This window comes from Pseudomonas sp. YeP6b (genome assembly GCF_025642995.1).
Classification (GTDB): domain Bacteria; phylum Pseudomonadota; class Gammaproteobacteria; order Pseudomonadales; family Pseudomonadaceae; genus Aquipseudomonas.
The window spans coordinates 4,146,724-4,166,314 of the sequence record NZ_CP080090.1 but is presented as its reverse complement, the minus strand read 5'-3'; the positions used below and the strand labels follow the sequence as shown (position 1 = coordinate 4,166,314).

The window sequence follows — 19,591 nt, the reverse complement described above, 5'->3', positions numbered from 1 at the left end:
GATCAATGTTTTGCGCAAATCGTCTTGGTTCACCGGATCATCAGGGGCGAGTCCCTTTCGCCGCAGCGATGAGCGCGCGACGCTGCATGGGGTGGAGGCATATCGCGAAACAGGATTTAAGTAGCCTTTTGCCTGATGTTCTTTATTGTGTCGGAAAAATTACATGGCGTTGGGAGCTTTTGCCCAACGAGTGCGGCGATTTTCGCCGATGTTCATTTAGGAGCTTACACGTGATCTGGTTTCTTGAAGGTCAATCCAGCCAGCGCGACATTATTATCGGTGCGCGTGAGGCATTACCGGCGAGTGTCAGGGTTTTTGCCTCCCACCGCCAGGATCGACCTGAGATCACAGGGCAGGCCGACGTTGGCTTTCAAGAGCCACAGGATAACCAGGCGCGTATTGACTGGGTGATCGAGACGGCACTTGAGCAGCGTATAGAAGTCATCCTTGCGGGGCGTATTGGCAGCCAGTATGAAGCGGCACGGGGCCGATTCGAGGCTGCAGGTTTGCGCCTGGTCACCGGCGGTATGTCCATGGACACCTTTGACAAGGTGGACGATAAAAGCCTGTTCATCGCCGAGGCTGAACGGGCGGGGCTTGCTTGCACCCCCGCGATAACGGTCACCAATGCTCAGGAGCTGGCTGCGGCTTACGAGGTGTTGTCGGCTCAGGGAGAGGTTTGCATCAAGCCTGTGGTCGGGATCTACGGCCAGGGGTTCTGGCGGTTCAAGTCGGATGTCGACCCGTTCCGCTGTTTGCAAAATCCGGACGCGCGGGAAGTCGATTTCGACACCTACCTGAAGATCTACATGTCGGGCGCAGAGCATGCGCCTATGCTGGTCATGCCCTACTTGGCCGGCAGCGAGTGTTCGGTCGACATGGTGTGCGAGGCGGGTAGGCCCGTGGCATTCGTGGGTAGAAGGAAGCAGGGCGTTCACCAGACATTCGAGCGCGAATCAGCGGCCGTGGAGTTGGCCCTCAAGGCTGCAGCGCATTTCAAGTGCGATGGTTTGGTGAATGTGCAGACGCGGGACGACGACTTGGGCGTTCCCTATTTGTTGGAGATCAATCCGCGCTATTCCGGCGGTATCGGCTATACCCGCGCCACCGGGGTAAATCTGGCCGGAATATTCGCCACTCGTCGGTTGGGCCTTCCAGAACCGCCCAGCCGATGGGTCGGGGGCGTACGCGTGAAGCCCATCACGGTTGCCGTGATAGCGTCTTCTTGATGTCACAGCGCCAGACAAAGAGTGAATTATTGTGTCTGTATTGACATAATTGCCGCCACGTCGATCAGGGAAGGTTAGGATGAAGGCGCTTACGCCCGGAGCAAACACCGCTATTTCAGGTGTGAAGACTGCATGGACACTTGACTCCGGTAACGCCACCGCTTTCGGTGAGTACGCTGCCGTGGCGTTACTCCCGGTCACCGAGAAGCGCCTGCCAACGGGTGATCCCGCGCTGTTTCAAATCACCCAGAAGTGGATGGAGTGGAGCGGCAAGCAAGCCTCGATTGGTTGTTCCCTTGATTTGTCTGCGTTGCCTGGTGGCAGTGAAGCGGTGTTGCTGGTCGTTTACACCTTTGCGGCAGCAGGCCCTGTCAGTGAACTCAAAGAGTTGCGTCTTCAAGTCGACAATGAGGTGGAGTTGCACCTGGATTTGCGTAACAACGGCGAGTCGGCCATTGTCATCGGCGAATTTTATAAGCGTAACGATCAGTGGAAGTTCCGCGCGCTCGCAGAAGGTTCCGCCTATGGCCTCGCCGCGATGGGGCGGCGCATGGGCATTAACATTGATGACGCACACCCCAATCGCCGCCCTTATTCCGGCGACTCTCCAAGAAACCGTGGTTCTGCCACTGGCACCGGCTTTGCCGTTTCACCCAACCACGTAATGACATGTGCCCATGTGATTGAGGACATGCAGGAACTGCACATTTCTTCTTTTGCAGGCCGTTACCGCGCTGAAGTGGTCCTGGTCGATCAACGTAACGATATCGCGCTGTTGCGGATTCAGGACTGCCCGACATTATTGCCCGTGCTTTTCAAGGACGGCGCGGGTTGTGCGTTGGGCGAGTCAGTGATTGCCCTGGGCTTCCCAATGGCGGGCCTGGCGGGAGGCGGTGTGCATGTGACTCAGGGAGGCGTGTCGAGTTTGTTCGGGTTGCACAACGATGCCAGTTTGCTGCAGTTCACCGCGGCGATTCAGCCTGGGTCCAGTGGCAGCCCGCTGTTTGATACCAGTGGCGGGGTCATCGCGATGGTGACGTCGACCCTGCCGGACGCGCAAAACATGAACTTTGCCGTCAAGGCAGGCCTGCTCCTAGCCTTTCTGGATGCCTGCCAGGTGTCGCCTTCCAAATCCCCAACGGGCCGAATGTATTCGACTTCGGAAATGGCCCGTGAAGCTCAATCCTCGCTCTGGCGAATCGAAGCCAGAAACCCGTAGAGGCACCCGGCTTTAAGAAATAGTGAGGGGTATTGCACTCACTACACGCCTCTTTTAGGAATGTCGTACATGGAATCCGCAGTAGTAAAAACATCGACACGCCGACTCAGCGCGCAACTCAAGCGCGGGTTGATGGAGGTTGATATAGACCAATGCGCCTTCGAACCCGAATCGCTCTTTGGATTCGCTGAACGACGCAATCCAAAGCGCGCGTTCCTGTTTGTGTCGCGGGTGTTGGGCAAGCATATTCCTGTGCGTCCATCGACCATGCAGGCCAGTTACGCAAGCCTTGCCGCCAGGATTCCCGCAGATTTACCTGGGCCGGTGCTGGTGATCGGCATGGCCGAGACCGCCGTGGGCCTTGGCGCCGGCGTGCACCGTGTATATAGCAAGACTCGCCAGGACACGGTCTATCTAGTGAGCACCCGGCATCCGGTGGGCACTGAGATGTTTGCCCGTTTCGAAGAGGAACACAGCCACGCCAGTGCACATCTGATTCATCAGCCAACCGATCCTGCTATTCGGGAAATGATGCACCAGGCGCGTTCCTTGGTGCTGGTGGACGATGAGGCCTCAACCGGCAAGACGTTCATCAATCTGTACCGCGCGCTGATAGAGGCCGGGCTGAGCAAGGTCGAGCGGGTGGTGACGTGCGTGCTGACCGACTGGTCCCAAGGGGCTGTGCGTAATGCCCTCGGCGAGACGGCCGATGAGGTGTCGTTGCTTCAGGGCACGTACCGCTTTCTTGAAGATGTGAGCGCGCCGTTGCCGCACATGCCCGATGTCGGGGCGGTGGCGGTGGGCGATTGGCCAATTGATCCGCGCAATGATTGGGGGCGCTTGGGCGTGTGTCATGTGGATGACACGCTTGCACCGGATATTCAGGCCAAGCCGGGCGAGCGGATTCTCGTCGTGGGCACCGGGGAATTCGTGTGGCGTCCGTTTCTGTTGGCCGAACGCCTTGAGCAGGCGGGGGCTGACGTTCATTTCAGCTCCACCACGCGTTCGCCGATTGCCTTGGGGCATGAGATCGGGCACGCGTTGTCGTTCTCCGACAACTATGGCCTGGGCATCCCCAATTTTCTTTACAACGTGCGGCCAGGCCAATTCGAGCGGGTGTTGATCTGTAGCGAAACACCTGCACAGGCGGTTCCCCAATCGTTAATAGATGCATTGAACGCAGAGGTCATCGTCGATGAGCAGTAAACGTCCCCTGATACTCATCGACCTTGATGACACCTTGTTCCAGACGGCACGCAAGATGCCCGAAGGCTGTGCCCGGCACACGGCGACGCTGGATATTGATGGACGGCCCAACGGTTACATGAGTGCGGTGCAGAAAACCTTTGTCGAGTGGCTGCTGGAATCGGCCGACGTGGTTCCGGTCACCGCGCGCAGCGTCGAGGCTTACAGCCGCGTGCAATTGCCCTTTGTCGCGGGGGCGGTGTGCTCCCACGGTGGAGTGATTCTTCAGCCCGACGGGGCGTTGGACCAGGATTGGCATGGGCAGATGACTGAGCTGCTCGCAGCCTATCAAAACCGTTTGCCTGCGCTCAGCGCAGCAACCTTGGCGATCGGCCAGGAAATGGGCTTTTCCCTGCGCGGCTGGGTGGTCGAAGAACAAGGCCTGCTCAACTATGTCGTGACCAAACACAACGAGTCCGACGACTCGGTGCTGCAAAAGGTGCTGGCAGAAGTTCAGGCTCGCGGCCTTCTGGAAGACATGCACATTCACGGCAACGGCAACAACCTTGCGTTCCTGCCCAATGGTCTGGCCAAGCGCCATGCGGTCCAGGAATTGCTGCGTCGAGACCAGGCCGTTAACGGTGAGCGCCCGGTGTTGGGATTTGGCGACAGCGTGACCGACCTGGGTTTTATGAACGAGTGCAATTTCTGGGCGACGCCGGCCAATAGCCAACTCGCAAAGGTCGTGGAGGCAATGATTCATGCGTGATGCCTTCGCCCATTTGGTAACCGTCGGTAGTGGCAGCTACCAGACCGATGATGTGCTTTTCCTATTGCAGCCCGTCGAAATCGAAGTGACGGATGTTCTTGAGAAAGAGCGCCTGATTCAGACAAAACAAAAGCATTACTCGGAGATGATCAGCCAGGAGTCGGCACCCACCGAGGTTCACAAGCAGCTGTACCAGCGGGCCATGCAGCAGAACGCGGCCAGGATGGCCCGCGACGTTCAGTCCTTGGCCCTTGCCCTGGACCACACCTGTAACGGTCCATCGATTGCACTCGTATCTTTCGTTCGGGCGGGCCTTCCGCTGGGTGTACTGCTGCGTCGCGCGCTCCTCGACGTCGGGCGTGATGCCCATCATTACGGCATCAGTATCGTACGTGACCGTGGCATCGACATGGTTGCCTTGGATGCTGTGATTGCTGCGCACGGCGCCGAAAACATTGTGTTTGTGGATGGCTGGACCGGAAAGGGCGCAATCTCCGGCGAGATCCAGCGCAGCCTCAAGGGCGATGCGCGTTTCCCTGAGCAGCCACGCCTTGTGGTGCTGGCCGATCCGTGTGGCTGCGCCTGGCTGGCTGCTTCCGCCGAAGATTGGGTGATTCCATCGGGCATCTTGGGCGCCACGGTTTCCGGGCTGGTCTCGCGCTCCATCTGGCCCGCCGAGGGTGGGCTGCATGGGTGCGTGGTTTACGAGCACCTGCACGAGCACGATGTGACCTGCGACTTTGTTGACCAGATCGACGCCGTGCGCCGGGCATTGCCTGTAGTCGCGCCAGCCTCACCATGGACGCTAGCGCAGCGCACCGAGTTGCAGTCTGCGGCGCAGGAGGTGATTGAGGTGATTGCCGAGCGTTTTGGCATTACCAATTTGAACCGCGTAAAGCCCGGTATCGCCGAGGCTACCCGTGCAGTATTACGCCGTGTGCCGGACCAGGTGCTGGTGCGTGATCGCAGCGACCCGGACGTCCAGTTGCTGATGCACCTGACTGAGCGGGCCGGTGTGACGGTGGAAGAGGTGGGTGCAGCCCTTGGCCCCTACCGTGCAGTGACCGTCATCCGGAGTTTGAGTTGATGAAAAAAATATCGCCTTACGCACTCGGTGCCACGCTCTACATGCCGGCCACCCGGGAGGACATTCTGGAGGTGGTATTTCGCAAGAAGTTGCCTCAACTGCGGTCTATGGTGGTGTGCCTTGAGGACGCGGTTGCCGAAATCGATGTCGACACCGCTTTGCGTAATCTCCATCGGTTGTTGAGTGCCATTGACCAGCAGGGCGGTCGGTCGGAAGACGGGCCGATGCTGTTTGTGCGCCCGCGGGATTGGCAGATGGCTGCGGTGCTGAACGATTGGCCGCTGATGGCTCATGTCGATGGTTTTGTCGTGCCCAAGTTGAGCCTGTCCAACTTGCGTGCGTGGGAGTCGGCGGTAACCAATCCGCAGATCTTGCTGATGCCGACCCTTGAAACCCGCGAAGTCTTTAATCCACAGGCAATGGTCGAGCTGGGTACGGCGCTCAACGAAACGCTATTTCAGCGCATCATCGCGCTGCGCATCGGCGGCAATGACTTGCTGGGTTGCCTGGGGTTGAGGCGTAACCCGGGTATGACGCTGTACGACACACCCATGGGCTATGTGATTCCGATGTTGGCCGGGGTTATGGGCTCGCAAGGGTTTGCCTTGACTGCGCCGGTGTTCGAGCAACTGGCGACACCGCATCTGCTGCTGGAAGAACTGGGCCTTGATATTGCTCATGGTCTGGTAGGTAAAACCGCTATTCACCCAAGCCAGATCGACACTATTCAGGACAGTCTGGGTGTTAGCCTTGAAGATTTAAATTGTGCCAAATTAATGCTGAATGATATCGCGCCTGCTGTTTTCAAACACAATGATGCGATGTGCGAACCAGCGACTCATTTTAAATGGGCAACCAATATCCTCGAACGTGCCAAATGGCATGGCGTAAGGCATACCGAGACCAGCCACACCGATCAACCGATCCGTCTCGCTGAGGCCGGCCGATGACTCAAGACATGCCTGCTTTTTAGCCTGAAAGCACTGACCGCCTACATGGCTGAAGGCAGCACGATAAACACCAGAAAATGACGACTAACAAGGAGCGTACCGATGGCCCTGACTCTGACTAAAAACCAAACAATCTCTCTGGAAAAAACAGCAGGCGGTGGTGGCCTTACAGCAATCAGTCTCGGACTGGGCTGGGATCCGGAGAAAACCGGGTTCCTGGGACGGTTGATGGGTAACAGCGGTGAGATCGACCTGGACGCCTCCTGCATCCTTTTTGATGCAGACCTGCAGCCAGTGGATCTGGTGTGGTTCCGCCAATTGCAATCGCGCGACGGCTCCATAAAGCACTCCGGCGACAATCGTACCGGCGAAGGCGATGGTGACGACGAAACCATAAATGTTGACCTGCAGCGCCTGCCGGCCACGGTCAAATCGCTGGTGTTCACCGTGAACAGTTTCACGGGGCAAAACTTCGAAAAAATTGCCAATGCCTACTGCCGTATCGTTAACGCGAACAACAAGACTGAACTGGCGCGCTTCAATCTGTCCGAGAAGGGCCGTCACACCGGCGTGGTCATGGCAAGCCTGGTGCGCGAAGCCGGCGGCTGGGAATTCAAGGCTATCGGTCAAGTGACTAACGGCCGCACCGCTGACGACCTGGTCAACCTGGCTATTCAGGCAGTGCGCTCATGACGACCTTGGGGCCGGGCGCAAACGCGCCGGTCGCCACCGGCCAGGTGCGGGTCGATATCAGCTACTCGGCAATTGCGGGTGCTGATATCGACGTGTCTGCGTTTGTTCTTGGGGCTACCGGAAAGGTCCGTGGCGACGCCGATATGTGTTTCTACGGGCAGACCAATGTACTGGGCGGTGCGGTGCAGATGACCGAGTCCTCGGCCGGTCGCGCGGTGTTCACACTTGATCTGTCGCGCCTTGAGGCGGTGGTCGAGAAAGTGGCGTTGACCGCAACGATTTATGAGAACAAGGCCAGCTTCGATCGCGTATCTCACCTTGCGCTGACCGTAACCGGCGGCATTGAGGCGCAGATACCCACTGGCGGCATGAAAGAAACCGCACTGATCCTGGGCGAGTTTTATCGTCGTCAGGGTGAGTGGAAATTCCGCTGTGTGGCCCAGGGTTTCGCTGGCGGCCTGGAGCCGTTGGCTCAGCACTTTGGTGTTGAAGTCGCGGCGCCAGCTCCGGTCGCAACGCCTGCACCTACTGCGCCAGAGGCGCCGAAGCCTTCGGTCAGCCTCAGCAAAATCACCCTCGACAAGACTCGCTCCTCGATCAGCCTGGAAAAAACTTCCGAAGGCTTTGGCGAAATCAAGGTCAACCTGAACTGGAACAAAGGCAAGGGCGGTGGCGGCTTCTTCTCGCGCAATACCTCCATCGACCTGGATGTCGGGTGCCTTTACGAATTGCAGGACGGGTCCAAGGGCGTCGTTCAGGCGCTGGGCAATTGCTTCGGCGAGTTGGATTACGACCCTTACATTCAACTCAAAGGCGATGACCGTACCGGCGCCGTCAGCGATGGTGAGTGGCTCCATATCAACGGTAAGCACTGGGGTGAAATTCGACGGGTCCTGGTGTTCGCGTTCATTTATGAAGGTGCACCGAACTGGCGGGAAACCGATGGCGTTGTGACTATCCATGTCCCGGGTCAGCCCCCTATTGAAGTTCGCCTGAATGAAGAGGGCGGTCGCCTGGGTATGTGTGCAATTGCCCTGCTGGAAAACGTCGGTGGCAGCGTCAAGGTGAGCCGACGTGTCGACTTTCACAAGGGCCATTCGCCGATGGACAAGGCTTACGGCTGGGGTATGCGCTGGGCGGCAGGTTCCAAGTAATCCTGTTATCAAACTGCAATTGATACGGCGGGCCAGACCGGCTCGTCCTTGAGGTGAACGACATGTTGTCATGGTTGAAAACGAACGCGGCGCTTGCCCGCGAGAAGCTGACCACTGAGGTGAGCAAGTTCAAAAACAGAGAGTTCATGGAAGCGGTCGCCAACAGCTGCGCCATGGTCGCGGCGGCCGATGGTGAAGTGACCTCTGCAGAAAAAACTAAGATGGCGGGATTCATCAGCAACTCGCCCGAACTGAAAGTGTTCAACCTGACCGATGTCATCAAGGTCTTTAACGACGCGTGTGCCAAGTTCGAGTTTGACTTCCAGATCGGTCAGGCCGAAGCCCTGAAAAACATCAGCAAGATTAAAGGCAAGGAGGGAGCTGGACGTTTGCTCGTTCGTGTCGCCTGCGCCATTGGCGCGTCGGACGGTGATTTCGATGACAAAGAAAAAGCCGTTTGCCGTCTGATTTGTCTCGAGCTGGGTCTTCCCCCAGCTGACTTTGAACTCTAAAGGAACATGACTGTGGAAGTTAGCCAACTGGGTTTCCCCCCGCTGACCATTGCCGTGTTTGTGGCATTGGCGATTGGGGCGATGGTGCTCGACATGTTTACCCACCGTGGCGACCAGCCCATCAGCCTGGCTCGTGCCTCGGCCTGGTCGATATTCTGGATTCTCATCTCGTTCGCCTTTGCAGGATTCCTGTACGTCGAGCACGGTTCTGAAGTCGCTACGCTGTTCATCACCGGCTATGCCCTTGAAAAAGTGCTGAGCGTGGACAACCTATTCGTGTTCATGGCGATCTTCGCCTGGTTCAAGGTGCCGAATGGTCTGCGTCACCGCGTACTGTACTGGGGGATTCTCGGCGCGATCGTATTCCGCCTGATCTTCGTTGCCATTGGTACTGGCCTCTTGGCCCTGGGGCCGTGGGTCGAGGTGGTCTTTGCCCTGATTGTCGCCTGGACCGCTGTGATGATGCTCAGAAGCGGGGGAGACGACGAAGAAGAAGAGGATTACTCCACGCACATGGCTTACCGTTTCGCCAAGAAACTGTTTCCTGTATGGCCGAAACTACATGGCCATGACTTCTTCGTGCGTCGCAAGACCCTGGAAGCCGAGCTGACCAAACCGGAAAACGCAGGCATGTCTCTGGCCGCCAAAGGCGGCTTGTTCGCTACGCCGCTGTTTCTGTGCCTGGTGGTGATGGAGGTGTCCGATGTGCTGTTTGCGTTCGACTCTGTCCCGGCAATCATCGCTGTCAGCCGCGAACCATTGATTGTGTTCTCGGCAATGCTCTTCGCTATTCTCGGCCTGCGGACCATGTACTTCGTGCTCGAAGCTTTGAAACGCTATCTGGTACACCTGGAAAAAGCTGTCATCGCACTGCTGTTCTTCATTGCCGTAAAACTTGGCTTGAACGCAACGAACCATATTTTCCAGCACGGCTACACCATTGATCCGAACACCAGCTTGATCATCGTTGTCGTAGTTCTGGCCATCGGTATTTTTGCCAGCGCGCTCTTCCCGCAAAAGGAAGAAACAGAAGCTGAAAAACCTTAACGTCAAACACATTATCCACAAGGAGTTGTACTCATGGCACTGACCCTTCAAAAAGGCGGCAACCTGTCCCTCTCGAAGACCGACCCGACACTGACCAAGATCCTGATCGGTCTGGGTTGGGATCCTCGCGCGACTGACGGCACTGAGTTTGACTTGGACGCCAGCGCGTTCCTGCTGGGTGCCAATGGTAAAGTGCGTAGCGATGCCGACTTTATTTTCTACAATCAGCTCAAAAGCGCTGACGGTTCCATCGAGCACACTGGCGACAACCGCACCGGTGCTGGCGATGGCGATGATGAAGTGCTGAAAGTTGATCTGAGCCGCGTTCCTGCGGATATCGACAAGGTCGCGTTCACCGTTACGATTCACGATGCAGACGCTCGCAAGCAGAACTTCGGCCAGGTCGGTGGCTCGTTCATTCGCGTAGTCAACGAGATCAGCGGCGCTGAAATTGTTCGTTATGACCTCGCTGAAGACGCTTCTACCGAAACCGCGATGATCTTCGCCGAGCTTTATCGTAACAACGGCGAGTGGAAATTCCGCGCCGTTGGTTCGGGCTTCGCGGGCGGCCTGAAAGCGGTGGCCAACTCGTACGGTATGAGCTTCTAACCCCCACGTCTGGAACAAGGAAATTAATCATGGCTGTAAGTCTTTCCAAAGGCGGCAACGTATCGTTGTCCAAAGAAGCGCCTGGGTTGACCGAAGTAGTTGTAGGTCTGGGCTGGGACCCTCGTGTCACGGACGGCACCGAGTTCGACCTCGATGCATCGGTTTTCATCGTGGGTGAAAACGGCAAGGTGCTCGACGACAACAGCTTCATTTTCTACAACAACAAGAAGTCGGCTGACGGTTCCGTCGAGCACATGGGCGATAACCGCTCCGGTGCTGGCGAGGGCGATGATGAACAAGTGACAGTAAAACTGACTTCCCTGGCTCCGCTGGTGAAGAAGCTGGTATTTGCCGTCACCATTCACGACGCCGAAACCCGCAAACAGACCTTCGGTCAGGTTGCCAACAGCTTCATTCGTGTGGTGAACAAGGCTGACGGTAAAGAGCTGGCGCGTTTCGACCTGAGCGAAGACGCTTCGACTGAAACTGCGATGATCTTCGGCGAGCTTTATCGCAGCGGCGAAGAGTTCAAGTTCAAAGCGATCGGTCAGGGTTTTGCTGGTGGCTTGAAGCCTCTGGCTGAAGCCCATGGCGTTAGCATTGGCTAACCCATCGGGTTAACAAAAAGCCCCGTCTTTCGAGCGGGGCTTTTTCTTGTCTGCCTTTTAAGCAATCAGGGCTTGGGTCAACTTACGACAGTCTGATGACGCCGCTTCAGACGCCGCTTGATGAACACCGCTACGATAATAAGTACCAGCGCGATGATGCTGAGGAACACCGTATTGAACAGCGGGAAGGGTTCTTCACGGCTGTTGGTGGCTTCGATATCTGTGACGTTCGGGAACACCGAAAATATTTTGATGCGCCACCCGTAGTACCGAATGAGCGCCAGTTGTTCAGCGTTACGAGAGTAACCCTGGGCCTTGGCCTGAATGTCCGCAGAGTCGAACTTGAAATACCAGGGGAACGACCAGCCGGTGTCTTCATTGCGGTAGACCATGACGTCTTTAGAGTCAGGGTGCTCGGTGTTGATGAAGTAAACGTCTCGGGTCGGGCCATCAGCCGGGTTCTCGGCATTGATCACGCCATCGTGGTCGACCCGCTTGACCTCGCCTCCGGTGATCAGCACCACCTCGTGTTGAGGGAGGACGTAGAAAAGCCCCAGTGCGCCAGCGCTGACGATAAGCAGCACTGCACCCAGAATTACGCCTTTGAGCAACTTCATACCTTCACTCCATTTTATAAGGTGGTAATTTTGCCCGTTTTCTTCGCTAGAGGGCATGTTTAGTTGGTAGCCACTCAGCGTTGCAGGGCGCGCAGAGTGGCGCATCTGCACTATCCAGTGCCGTTTGACGCCGGTAGTACCGTGCTGGATAAAACTGTTGCAAAAAAAAACGCCCCGAACCAGTCGGGGCGTGATTGTTGTGCGGCACTGCGGTTAGGTCTTCCATGCGGCCGCAGTGGCCGTGTACTCGGTGCTTAGTGGAACTGCTCTTCTTCGGTCGAACCGGTCAGCGCAGTCACGGACGAGGTGCCGCCCTGGATCACGGTGGTCATGTCGTCGAAGTAGCCGGTGCCCACTTCCTGCTGGTGCGCCACAAAGGTGTAGCCTTTGGAGGCGTCGGCAAATTCCTGCTCCTGCAGCTTCACGTAGGCGGTCATGTCGTTGCGGGCGTAGTCGTGCGCCAAGTTGAACATGCTGTGCCACATGTTGTGAATGCCAGCCAGGGTGATGAACTGGTGCTTGTAGCCCATGGCCGACAGTTCGCGCTGGAACTTGGCGATGGTTGCGTCGTCCAGGTTCTTCTTCCAGTTGAAAGACGGCGAGCAGTTATAGGACAGCAGTTGGTCCGGGTATTCCTTCTTGATCGCTTCGGCGAAGCGACGGGCTTCGTCCAGGTCCGGCTTGGCGGTTTCGCACCAGATCAAGTCAGCGTACGGCGCGTAGGCCAGGCCGCGAGCGATGGCCTGGTCAAGACCGGCGCGAACTTTATAGAAGCCTTCCTGGGTGCGCTCGCCGGTCACGAATGGCTGGTCGTACGGGTCGCAATCGGACGTCAGCAAGTCAGCCGCGTTAGCGTCGGTACGGGCCAGGATGATGGTCGGTGTACCGGCCACGTCGGCAGCCAGGCGCGCAGCAGTCAGCTTCTGTACGGCTTCTTGGGTCGGTACCAGTACTTTGCCGCCCATGTGGCCGCATTTCTTCACCGATGCCAGTTGGTCTTCGAAGTGCACGCCGGCAGCACCAGCCTCGATCATGCTCTTCATCAGTTCGTAGGCGTTCAGTACGCCGCCGAAACCGGCTTCGGCATCAGCCACGATCGGTGCGAAGTAGTCGATGTAGCCTTCGTCGCCCGGGCCTTTGCCGGCTTTCCACTGGATCTGGTCGGCACGGCGGAACGAGTTGTTGATGCGCTTGACCACGGTTGGCACCGAGTCCACCGGGTACAGCGATTGGTCGGGGTACATGGATTCAGCGGAGTTGTTGTCCGCTGCCACTTGCCAGCCGGACAGGTAGATCGCCTGGATACCGGCTTTCACCTGTTGGACTGCCTGGCCGCCAGTGAGGGCGCCCATGCAGTTGACGAAATCTTTCTCGGGACGGAAGGACGGCTTGGCACCCTGGGTGACCAGCTTCCACAGTTTCTCGGCGCCGAGTTTTGCAAAGGTGTGCTCAGGTTGAACCGAGCCACGCAGGCGGACGACGTCAGCAGCGGAATAAGCGCGGGTTACGCCTTTCCAGCGTGGGTTTTCAGCCCAATCTTTTTCAAGGGCTGCAATTTGCTGTTCGCGTGTCAGTGCCATGGGGAAAAACCTCGTCGCGTCTTTTATGGAAAATCTACTAGGTTGAAAATTCCGTTTGCCTACCACGTAATCAGTGCGTGGTTATGGCTGCTCGCTGACCAGAAGCTTAGGCGGTCAAGTCAGGTTTGGCGGGGAAGGCGACGGGATGAACGCGTTGCGAGAGGAGGAGTTGAGCAGGTAAGGGCGAACTGCGAACGGTCTTCGGGCATCGTGGGCCTTTGTACAGTTCATCAGTGTGTAGCCGGGTTACCTGGTTAGCTTCCGTCCCTCGGGACAACTTCGTTCCAGTCGCAACCTCGTCAAACACACCTTGTGGGCGGTACAGACACGAATCGGCTCAGGTGGGTAACGTTTAGAGCGGCGATCCGAAGGCCCTTGCCAGGGCCCCTGATTAGCGGGAGCGAGGCCATCATGCCCAGGCTTTTTGGGATCGTCAAATGTTTTGTAGTGCTTATTTTAAAGCACTACATCTTTAGTCTAAGACGACTCATCAGTCAGTTTTTGGTGCTTCAGTTCAGGGTGTCGACCTTGACCCGTAAAGTCAGGTCGTCGCGGCCCTGAGTAGAGTAGTTGCGGGTTGTAGAGGATTTGTCGGCTTGGGTCTCACGGTTGATGCCGGCCAGCGGGATCCACTCCCCCAGGCGGCCGCTGACCGTTGTGTCGGTGCTTTGCACGTTCACTACATCAGGACGTTCTTGGCTCATACGGTCACGGTTGGTACTGATCGCCAAGTGTACGGTCTCGCCGGTAACGCTGGCGGTCACATAAAAGCCCTGGGTGACGTTGCGATACTGGGTCTGGTTTTGCAGGCGGCCATAGCTGTCCTGCTGCGTCGTGGTTAGAGGTACGCTCTGGCCCACCTGGATCAGTGCGGGCACGCCTTCGCTGGCTTGGATCTGCTGGATGCCGCCATCGCGGCTGGCGGTGCCGTAACTGATGATGCGGGTCTGGCTGTCGCCGCTGTTCTGCTGATTGTTTTCGTTGGTGTCGACGGTGATCAGCAGGCGTTTGGCGGGCGTGTCCAGCTGCGCGAGCAGTGCGCGCAACCCCTCGATCTTATCGGGGTCAGCTTTCACAATCAGCTGGTTGCCGTAGGCGCTGACGCTGCCGTCCTTGCCGATGAAGTTCTGCGCCACCGGCAGCAGGTCGGCGCTGGTGCGATTGCTCAGGTTGACGACTGCGGTGTCGGCGATTGCCCAGGTGCTGGCAGTCAGGAGGAGGGCGGTGAGCAGGTTGCGTAGGGACATGTCCGTTATCTCTGCGAGTCATTTAGCGTGATAGTGCCAGTTTGTCGGCCTTGCAGGTCGCAAGTTGAATCTTAGACGGCAAAATGCCCTGGCAGGCAGGGCATTTTGGGTGTTGCTGATGGCGCTATCGCAGGTCTCGGATCAGCCCTCGCGCACCATATCCACATGCGGAATCCCAACTTCAAGAAACTCATCACTGACGATCTTGAAGCCCAGCCGCTCATAAAACGGCGCCGCATACACCTGCGCACTCAGGAACTGCTTGGTCTGGCCGCGTTGCTCGGCCAGCCCAATCACGGCTTCCATCAGCTTGTCGCCGACCTTCAGCCCGCGCCAGTCCTTGAGTACCGACACGCGGCCGATTTCGCCGCTGGGCAGCAGGCGCGCAGTGCCAATCGGAAAGTCGCCTTCGAACGCGAGAAAATGCACCGCGTCGGCGTCGTCCGAATCCCACTCCAGCTCAGGTGGAACCGATTGTTCGGCGATAAATACCGCTTCACGAATGCGCCGAATCTCAGCGATATCCTTTTGCCAGTCCGCGACACTTACGTGAATCTTATTCATCGGCAAATCCCAGGCTTCCTTGCTTGACCAGTTCGCACAGCAGGTCGCGGCCATCTTCGTCTGCGAGCCATGCGCCAAGGTTTTCGCTGTGCAATGCATCCGCCGAGCACACCAGCTTCAGCAACTCGCGCAGCTTGCCTGGCAGGTAACGGCTCTGGCCGCTGGCAAACAGCAGTACGTCGTCGTCGACTTCCGACCACGCCATGCGCGCGCTTGGGTTGCGCACCAGAATCGCGCCGCCTTCCAGGCTGCTGAGGAAGTCTTCTTCGCCCAATTCTTCGCCCGCCACCAGTTCCGGGTAGCGCGGCTCGGTCATGAACTGGCCGAACCATGTCAGCAGCATGCGCTCATCGCTCATGTGCTCGGCCAGCAGGCTTTTCAGGCGGTCGAGCGCGTCGCCCTGGATCTGGTGCGGGTCGCTGACCGGCTGGGCGTCGGCGTCGGTGTAACGCTCTTCGTCCGTCAGGTATTGGCTGAGGAAGTCGGTGAAGTGGGTCAGCACTTCAGCGGCGCTCGGCGCGCGAAAGCCGACCGAGTAGGTCATGCAGTCATCTTCGGCAATGCCGAAGTGCGCCAGGCGCGGCGGCAGGTAGAGCATGTCGCCCGGTTCCAGCACCCATTCTTCACTTTGTTCGAATTCGGCGAGGATGCGCAGGTCGGCGTGTTGCAGCAACGGGCTTTCGGAGTTGCACATCTGGCCGATCTTCCAGTTGCGCTTGCCTTGGGCTTGCAACAGGAACACGTCGTAGTTATCGAAGTGCGGGCCAACGCTGCCGCCGGGTGCGGCGAAGCTGATCATCACATCGTCGATGCGCCAGCTTGGCAGGAAGCGGAAGTGCTCCAGCAGCTCGGCCACTTCCGGCACGAACTGGTCGACGGCCTGCACCAGCAGGGTCCACTCACGCTCCGGCAGGGTGCTGAAGGCGTCCTCGGCGAACGGGCCGCGGCGCAGCTCCCACGGGCGCTCGCCGTGTTCGATCACCAGGCGCGATTCGACTTCCTCTTCCAGGGCTAAGCCTGCCAGTTCGTCGGCGTCTATCGGGCTTTCGAAATCAGGGATGGCCTGGCGGATCAGCAGCGGTTTTTTCTGCCAATAGTCGCGCAGGAACTCGCGTGCCGTGATGCCGCCCAGAAGTTGAAGAGGAATATCAGGATTCATGTGTAACCTATTGAAAGAAAGCACTTTTAAGACAGGAATAAAAACGCCCGGCGCGGCCGGGCGTCTCAAGAGGGCTTGCGCTACATCAGATGCGTTTGGCTTGGGCCACCGCGTTGCCGATGTAGTTGGCCGGGGTGAGCAGTTTCAGCTCGGCCTTGGCGGCGGCTGGCATATCCAAGCCGTCGATGAAAGTTTGCAGTGCTTCAGGGCTGATGCCCTTGCCGCGCGTCAATTCTTTCAGCTTCTCGTAGGGGTTTTCGATGTTGTAGCGGCGCATCACGGTCTGGATCGGCTCAGCCAATACTTCCCAGCACGCATCCAGGTCAGCGGCGATTTTCTGCTCGTTGAGTTCCAGCTTGCTGATGCCTTTGAGGCTGGCTTCGTACGCGATCACGCTGTGAGCAAAGCCCACACCGAGGTTGCGCAGTACGGTGGAGTCGGTCAGGTCGCGCTGCCAGCGGGAGATCGGCAGCTTGCTGGCCAGGTGCTGGAACAGGGCGTTGGCGATGCCGAGGTTGCCTTCAGAGTTTTCGAAGTCGATCGGGTTGACCTTGTGCGGCATGGTCGAGGAACCGATTTCACCGGCAATGGTGCGCTGCTTGAAGTAGCCCAGGGAGATGTAGCCCCAGATATCGCGATCGAAGTCGATCAGGATGGTGTTGAAGCGCGCAATGGCGTCGAACAGCTCGGCGATGTAGTCGTGCGGTTCGATCTGCGTGGTGTACGGGTTGAAGCCCAGGCCCAGCTCGTCTTCGATGAAGGCGCGGGCATTTTCTTCCCAGTCGATTTCCGGGTAGGCCGAGATGTGGGCGTTGTAGTTGCCCACGGCGCCGTTGATCTTGCCCAGCAGCGGTACAGCGGCCACTTGAGCGATCTGGCGCTCCAGGCGGTACACCACGTTGGCCAATTCTTTGCCCAGGGTGGTCGGCGAGGCCGGCTGACCGTGGGTGCGCGACAGCATCGGCACGTCGGCGAAACGGATCGCCAGTTCGCGGATGGCGTTGGCGGTCTGGCGCATCAACGGCAGCATCACCTCATCACGGCCTTCGCGCAGCATCAGGGCGTGGGACAGGTTGTTGATGTCCTCGCTGGTGCAGGCAAAGTGGATGAACTCGCTGACCTTGGCCAGTTCCGGCAGCTTGGCCGCTTGCTCTTTGAGCAGGTATTCGATGGCTTTAACGTCGTGGTTGGTGGTGCGCTCGATCTCTTTCACACGCTCGGCGTGCTCCAGGGAGAAGTTTTCCGCCAGGGTGTTCAGCACGGCGTTGGCTTCGGCGGAAAACGCCGGCACTTCGCTGATGGCAGGGTGAGCGGCCAGGCGCTGGAGCCAGCGCACTTCAACCAGAACACGAGCACGGATCAAGCCGTATTCGCTGAAAATAGGGCGCAGGGCCTGGGTTTTGCCGGCGTAGCGGCCGTCTACAGGGGAAACCGCAGTGAGCGAAGAGAGCTGCATGGGGTGTTCTCGGACAGTCGGGCAACGAAATGGGGCGCGTATCATACATGAAAAAATCCGCCGGTCCGTTGCCAACTGACCGGCGTATTACGCGTGAGGCTATAAAAATCGGGTTGCTGCGACTTATTCGTTGCGCATCAACGGGTAAAGCTCTTTAAGCAATTTGCGCCGGCTGATCACCAGCTGCCAGCGATGACCGCCCAACTGCCGCCACAACCGTGCCGAACGAATACCGGCCAGGAGCAGGGCGCGGATTTTCGAGGCGTTGTTAGGTTGCTGCAGGTTGCGCATGTCGCCGTGCACCTGGATCCGTTGGCGCAAGGTGCTCAAGGTGTCCTGGTACAGCGCGCCACAGGCGGCAATCACGTTTTCGTGAGCCGGGCCGAAGTGTTCCACTTGGGATTGGATCTGCGGCAGGCGTTTGCCGATGGTTTCCAGCATGTCCTCGCGCTTGGCCAATTGGCGCTCCAGGCCGAGCATCGACAGGGCGTAGCGCAAGGGCTCGCGCTGCAGGGTGCTGGGGTCGCGCTCCAGCGCGCCAATCAGCGCGCGATAGCCTTCACGCAGCGTCAGATCGTCGCCGCCGTAGACTTCCAGGGTGTCCTTGGGGTCGCGGATCAGCAGGCTGCCGAGCATGCAGGTCAGGCCCGCCTCGGTGACCTGGCCGGTCTTGGCGATCTTGTCGACCAGCACCGCGGCTAGGAAAACCCCGCCCAGTGCGGTTAATTGCTCCTGGGTCGGGCTCATGCTGGGTTGCTCCAGGCTTCGGCGAATTCAATCACGCCGCCGCCCAGGCAAATTTCGCCGTCGTAGAACACCACGGACTGGCCAGGCGTGACCGCGCGTTGCGGGTCATCAAAGGTGGCGCGATAGCCGTTGGCAGTTTTTTCCAGGGTGCAGGGCTGGTCGCTCTGGCGATAACGCACTTTGGCGGTCAGGCGGCGTGGGGTGCTCAGGTCGATCGGGTTGACCCAATAGATCTCGGAAGCGAGCAGGGCGCCGGAAAACAGCAGCGGGTGTTCATTACCTTGGCCAACGATCAGCACGTTGTTCTCAAGATCCTTAACCAGCACGTACCACGGCTCTTCACCGGCGTCTTTCAAGCCGCCGATGCCCAGGCCCTGGCGTTGGCCGATGGTGTGGTACATCAGGCCATGGTGGCGGCCGATGACGTCGCCTTCAGTGGTCTTGATTTCGCCCGGCTGTGCCGGCAGGTACTGCTTGAGGAAGTCGCTGAAGCGGCGCTCGCCGATAAAGCAGATCCCGGTGGAATCCTTTTTCTTGGCAGTGGCCAGGCCGTGTTTCTCGGCGATCTTGCGCACTTCGGGTTTTTCCAGCTCGCCCACCGGGAACAGGGTCTTGGCGATCTGTTCGCCGCCGACGGCGTGCAGGAAGTAGCTCTGGTCCTTGTTCGGGTCCAGGCCCTTGAGCAGTTCGGTGCGACCGTCGATGTCGCGACGGCGCACGTAGTGGCCAGTGGCGATCAGGTCGGCGCCGAGGATCATGGCGTAGTCGAGGAACGCCTTGAACTTGATTTCGCGGTTACACAAGATGTCCGGGTTCGGCGTGCGGCCGGCCTTGTATTCGGCCAGGAAGTGCTCGAACACGTTGTCCCAGTACTCGGCGGCGAAGTTGGCGGTGTGCAGCTTGATGCCAATCTTGTCGCAAACGGCCTGGGCGTCGGCCAGGTCGTCCATGGCGGTGCAATATTCCGTTCCATCGTCTTCTTCCCAGTTCTTCATGAACAGGCCTTCCACCTCATAACCCTGCTCCATGAGCAGAACGGCGGAAACGGAAGAATCCACGCCGCCGGACATACCGACGATGACGCGCTTCTTTTGTGTGTCAGAAGGGGCTGGATCACGCATAGGGTTTCAACGGGTGTCTTGAAAAAGGACGCGATTCT

20 protein-coding genes are annotated in these 19,591 nt (G+C 58.3%); 12 read left to right on the top strand and 8 right to left on the bottom strand.

From position 1 onward, the window contains the following. Nucleotides 1–230: 230 nt before the first annotated feature. The 12 genes from KZH41_RS18620 to KZH41_RS18565 all read left to right on the top strand — a co-directional run bounded on the left by KZH41_RS18620 (nucleotide 231) and on the right by KZH41_RS18565 (nucleotide 11,062). Nucleotides 231–1,229, top strand: coding sequence for an ATP-grasp domain-containing protein (locus tag KZH41_RS18620; protein ID WP_263273449.1), 999 nt, complete (start codon nucleotides 231–233; stop codon nucleotides 1,227–1,229). A 79-nt stretch (nucleotides 1,230–1,308) separates the two neighbouring features. Then, on the top strand, nucleotides 1,309–2,448 hold the full coding sequence (locus KZH41_RS18615) for a trypsin-like peptidase domain-containing protein (RefSeq protein WP_263273448.1): 1,140 nt from the start codon (nucleotides 1,309–1,311) through the stop codon (nucleotides 2,446–2,448). Nucleotides 2,449–2,517: 69 nt separating this feature from the next. Further along, nucleotides 2,518–3,654 (top strand): phosphoribosyltransferase domain-containing protein, encoded by a 1,137-nt coding sequence (locus KZH41_RS18610; RefSeq protein WP_094950611.1) that lies wholly within the window; start codon nucleotides 2,518–2,520, stop codon nucleotides 3,652–3,654. After that, nucleotides 3,644–4,402, top strand: a complete 759-nt coding sequence (locus KZH41_RS18605) for a trehalose phosphatase (protein WP_263273447.1) — start codon at nucleotides 3,644–3,646, stop codon at nucleotides 4,400–4,402. Before KZH41_RS18610 ends, KZH41_RS18605 begins: the two co-directional genes overlap by 11 nt. Then, nucleotides 4,395–5,489 (top strand): cysteine protease StiP family protein, encoded by a 1,095-nt coding sequence (locus KZH41_RS18600; RefSeq protein WP_094950613.1) that lies wholly within the window; start codon nucleotides 4,395–4,397, stop codon nucleotides 5,487–5,489. Before KZH41_RS18605 ends, KZH41_RS18600 begins: the two co-directional genes overlap by 8 nt. After that, nucleotides 5,489–6,439 carry an HpcH/HpaI aldolase/citrate lyase family protein gene (locus tag KZH41_RS18595; protein WP_094950614.1) on the top strand — a complete coding sequence of 317 codons (951 nt, stop codon included), beginning with the start codon at nucleotides 5,489–5,491 and terminating at the stop codon, nucleotides 6,437–6,439. Before KZH41_RS18600 ends, KZH41_RS18595 begins: the two co-directional genes overlap by 1 nt. Before the next feature lie 102 nt (nucleotides 6,440–6,541). Further along, nucleotides 6,542–7,132 (top strand): TerD family protein, encoded by a 591-nt coding sequence (locus tag KZH41_RS18590; RefSeq protein ID WP_094950615.1) that lies wholly within the window; start codon nucleotides 6,542–6,544, stop codon nucleotides 7,130–7,132. Then, nucleotides 7,129–8,286: a TerD family protein gene (locus KZH41_RS18585; protein ID WP_094950616.1), complete on the top strand. Its 1,158-nt coding sequence runs from the start codon at nucleotides 7,129–7,131 to the stop codon at nucleotides 8,284–8,286. Before KZH41_RS18590 ends, KZH41_RS18585 begins: the two co-directional genes overlap by 4 nt. A gap of 62 nt (nucleotides 8,287–8,348) precedes the next feature. After that, nucleotides 8,349–8,798 carry a tellurite resistance TerB family protein gene (locus KZH41_RS18580; protein ID WP_094950617.1) on the top strand — a complete coding sequence of 150 codons (450 nt, stop codon included), beginning with the start codon at nucleotides 8,349–8,351 and terminating at the stop codon, nucleotides 8,796–8,798. Between the two features lie 6 nt (nucleotides 8,799–8,804). Continuing rightward, nucleotides 8,805–9,845, top strand: a complete 1,041-nt coding sequence (locus KZH41_RS18575) for a TerC/Alx family metal homeostasis membrane protein (protein WP_406980060.1) — start codon at nucleotides 8,805–8,807, stop codon at nucleotides 9,843–9,845. A 33-nt stretch (nucleotides 9,846–9,878) separates the two neighbouring features. Then, nucleotides 9,879–10,454 carry a TerD family protein gene (locus KZH41_RS18570; RefSeq protein WP_094950618.1) on the top strand — a complete coding sequence of 192 codons (576 nt, stop codon included), beginning with the start codon at nucleotides 9,879–9,881 and terminating at the stop codon, nucleotides 10,452–10,454. 29 nt (nucleotides 10,455–10,483) lie between these two features. Further along, complete coding sequence (locus KZH41_RS18565; RefSeq protein ID WP_094950619.1) at nucleotides 10,484–11,062, top strand: TerD family protein; 579 nt, start codon at nucleotides 10,484–10,486, stop codon at nucleotides 11,060–11,062. 77 nt (nucleotides 11,063–11,139) lie between these two features. Here KZH41_RS18565 and KZH41_RS18560 read toward each other — a convergent pair whose 3' ends face one another. The 8 genes from KZH41_RS18560 to mnmA form a co-directional block, all read right to left on the bottom strand. After that, the gene (locus KZH41_RS18560) at nucleotides 11,140–11,679 is read right to left on the bottom strand and encodes a DUF1523 family protein (protein ID WP_094950620.1); all 540 of its coding nucleotides are present in this window, start codon (nucleotides 11,677–11,679) and stop codon (nucleotides 11,140–11,142) included. Nucleotides 11,680–11,933: 254 nt separating this feature from the next. Further along, on the bottom strand, nucleotides 11,934–13,259 hold the full coding sequence (gene aceA, locus KZH41_RS18555) for an isocitrate lyase (protein ID WP_094950621.1): 1,326 nt from the start codon (nucleotides 13,257–13,259) through the stop codon (nucleotides 11,934–11,936). Nucleotides 13,260–13,768: 509 nt separating this feature from the next. Continuing rightward, a complete protein-coding gene (locus KZH41_RS18550; RefSeq protein ID WP_263273446.1) occupies nucleotides 13,769–14,506 on the bottom strand; it encodes a secretin N-terminal domain-containing protein in 738 nt (245 codons plus the stop codon). A gap of 141 nt (nucleotides 14,507–14,647) precedes the next feature. Beyond that, nucleotides 14,648–15,070 (bottom strand): GNAT family N-acetyltransferase, encoded by a 423-nt coding sequence (locus tag KZH41_RS18545; RefSeq protein ID WP_094950623.1) that lies wholly within the window; start codon nucleotides 15,068–15,070, stop codon nucleotides 14,648–14,650. After that, a complete protein-coding gene (locus KZH41_RS18540; protein ID WP_242150611.1) occupies nucleotides 15,063–16,229 on the bottom strand; it encodes a cupin domain-containing protein in 1,167 nt (388 codons plus the stop codon). Before KZH41_RS18540 ends, KZH41_RS18545 begins: the two co-directional genes overlap by 8 nt. Before the next feature lie 85 nt (nucleotides 16,230–16,314). After that, complete coding sequence (gene purB / locus KZH41_RS18535; RefSeq protein ID WP_242150608.1) at nucleotides 16,315–17,685, bottom strand: adenylosuccinate lyase; 1,371 nt, start codon at nucleotides 17,683–17,685, stop codon at nucleotides 16,315–16,317. Nucleotides 17,686–17,808: 123 nt separating this feature from the next. Further along, nucleotides 17,809–18,432, bottom strand: coding sequence for a high frequency lysogenization protein HflD (hflD, locus tag KZH41_RS18530; protein ID WP_094950626.1), 624 nt, complete (start codon nucleotides 18,430–18,432; stop codon nucleotides 17,809–17,811). Then, complete coding sequence (gene mnmA, locus KZH41_RS18525) at nucleotides 18,429–19,553, bottom strand: tRNA 2-thiouridine(34) synthase MnmA (protein ID WP_242150605.1); 1,125 nt, start codon at nucleotides 19,551–19,553, stop codon at nucleotides 18,429–18,431. The genes hflD and mnmA overlap by 4 nt, the downstream gene beginning before the upstream one ends. Nucleotides 19,554–19,591: the final 38 nt, after the last annotated feature.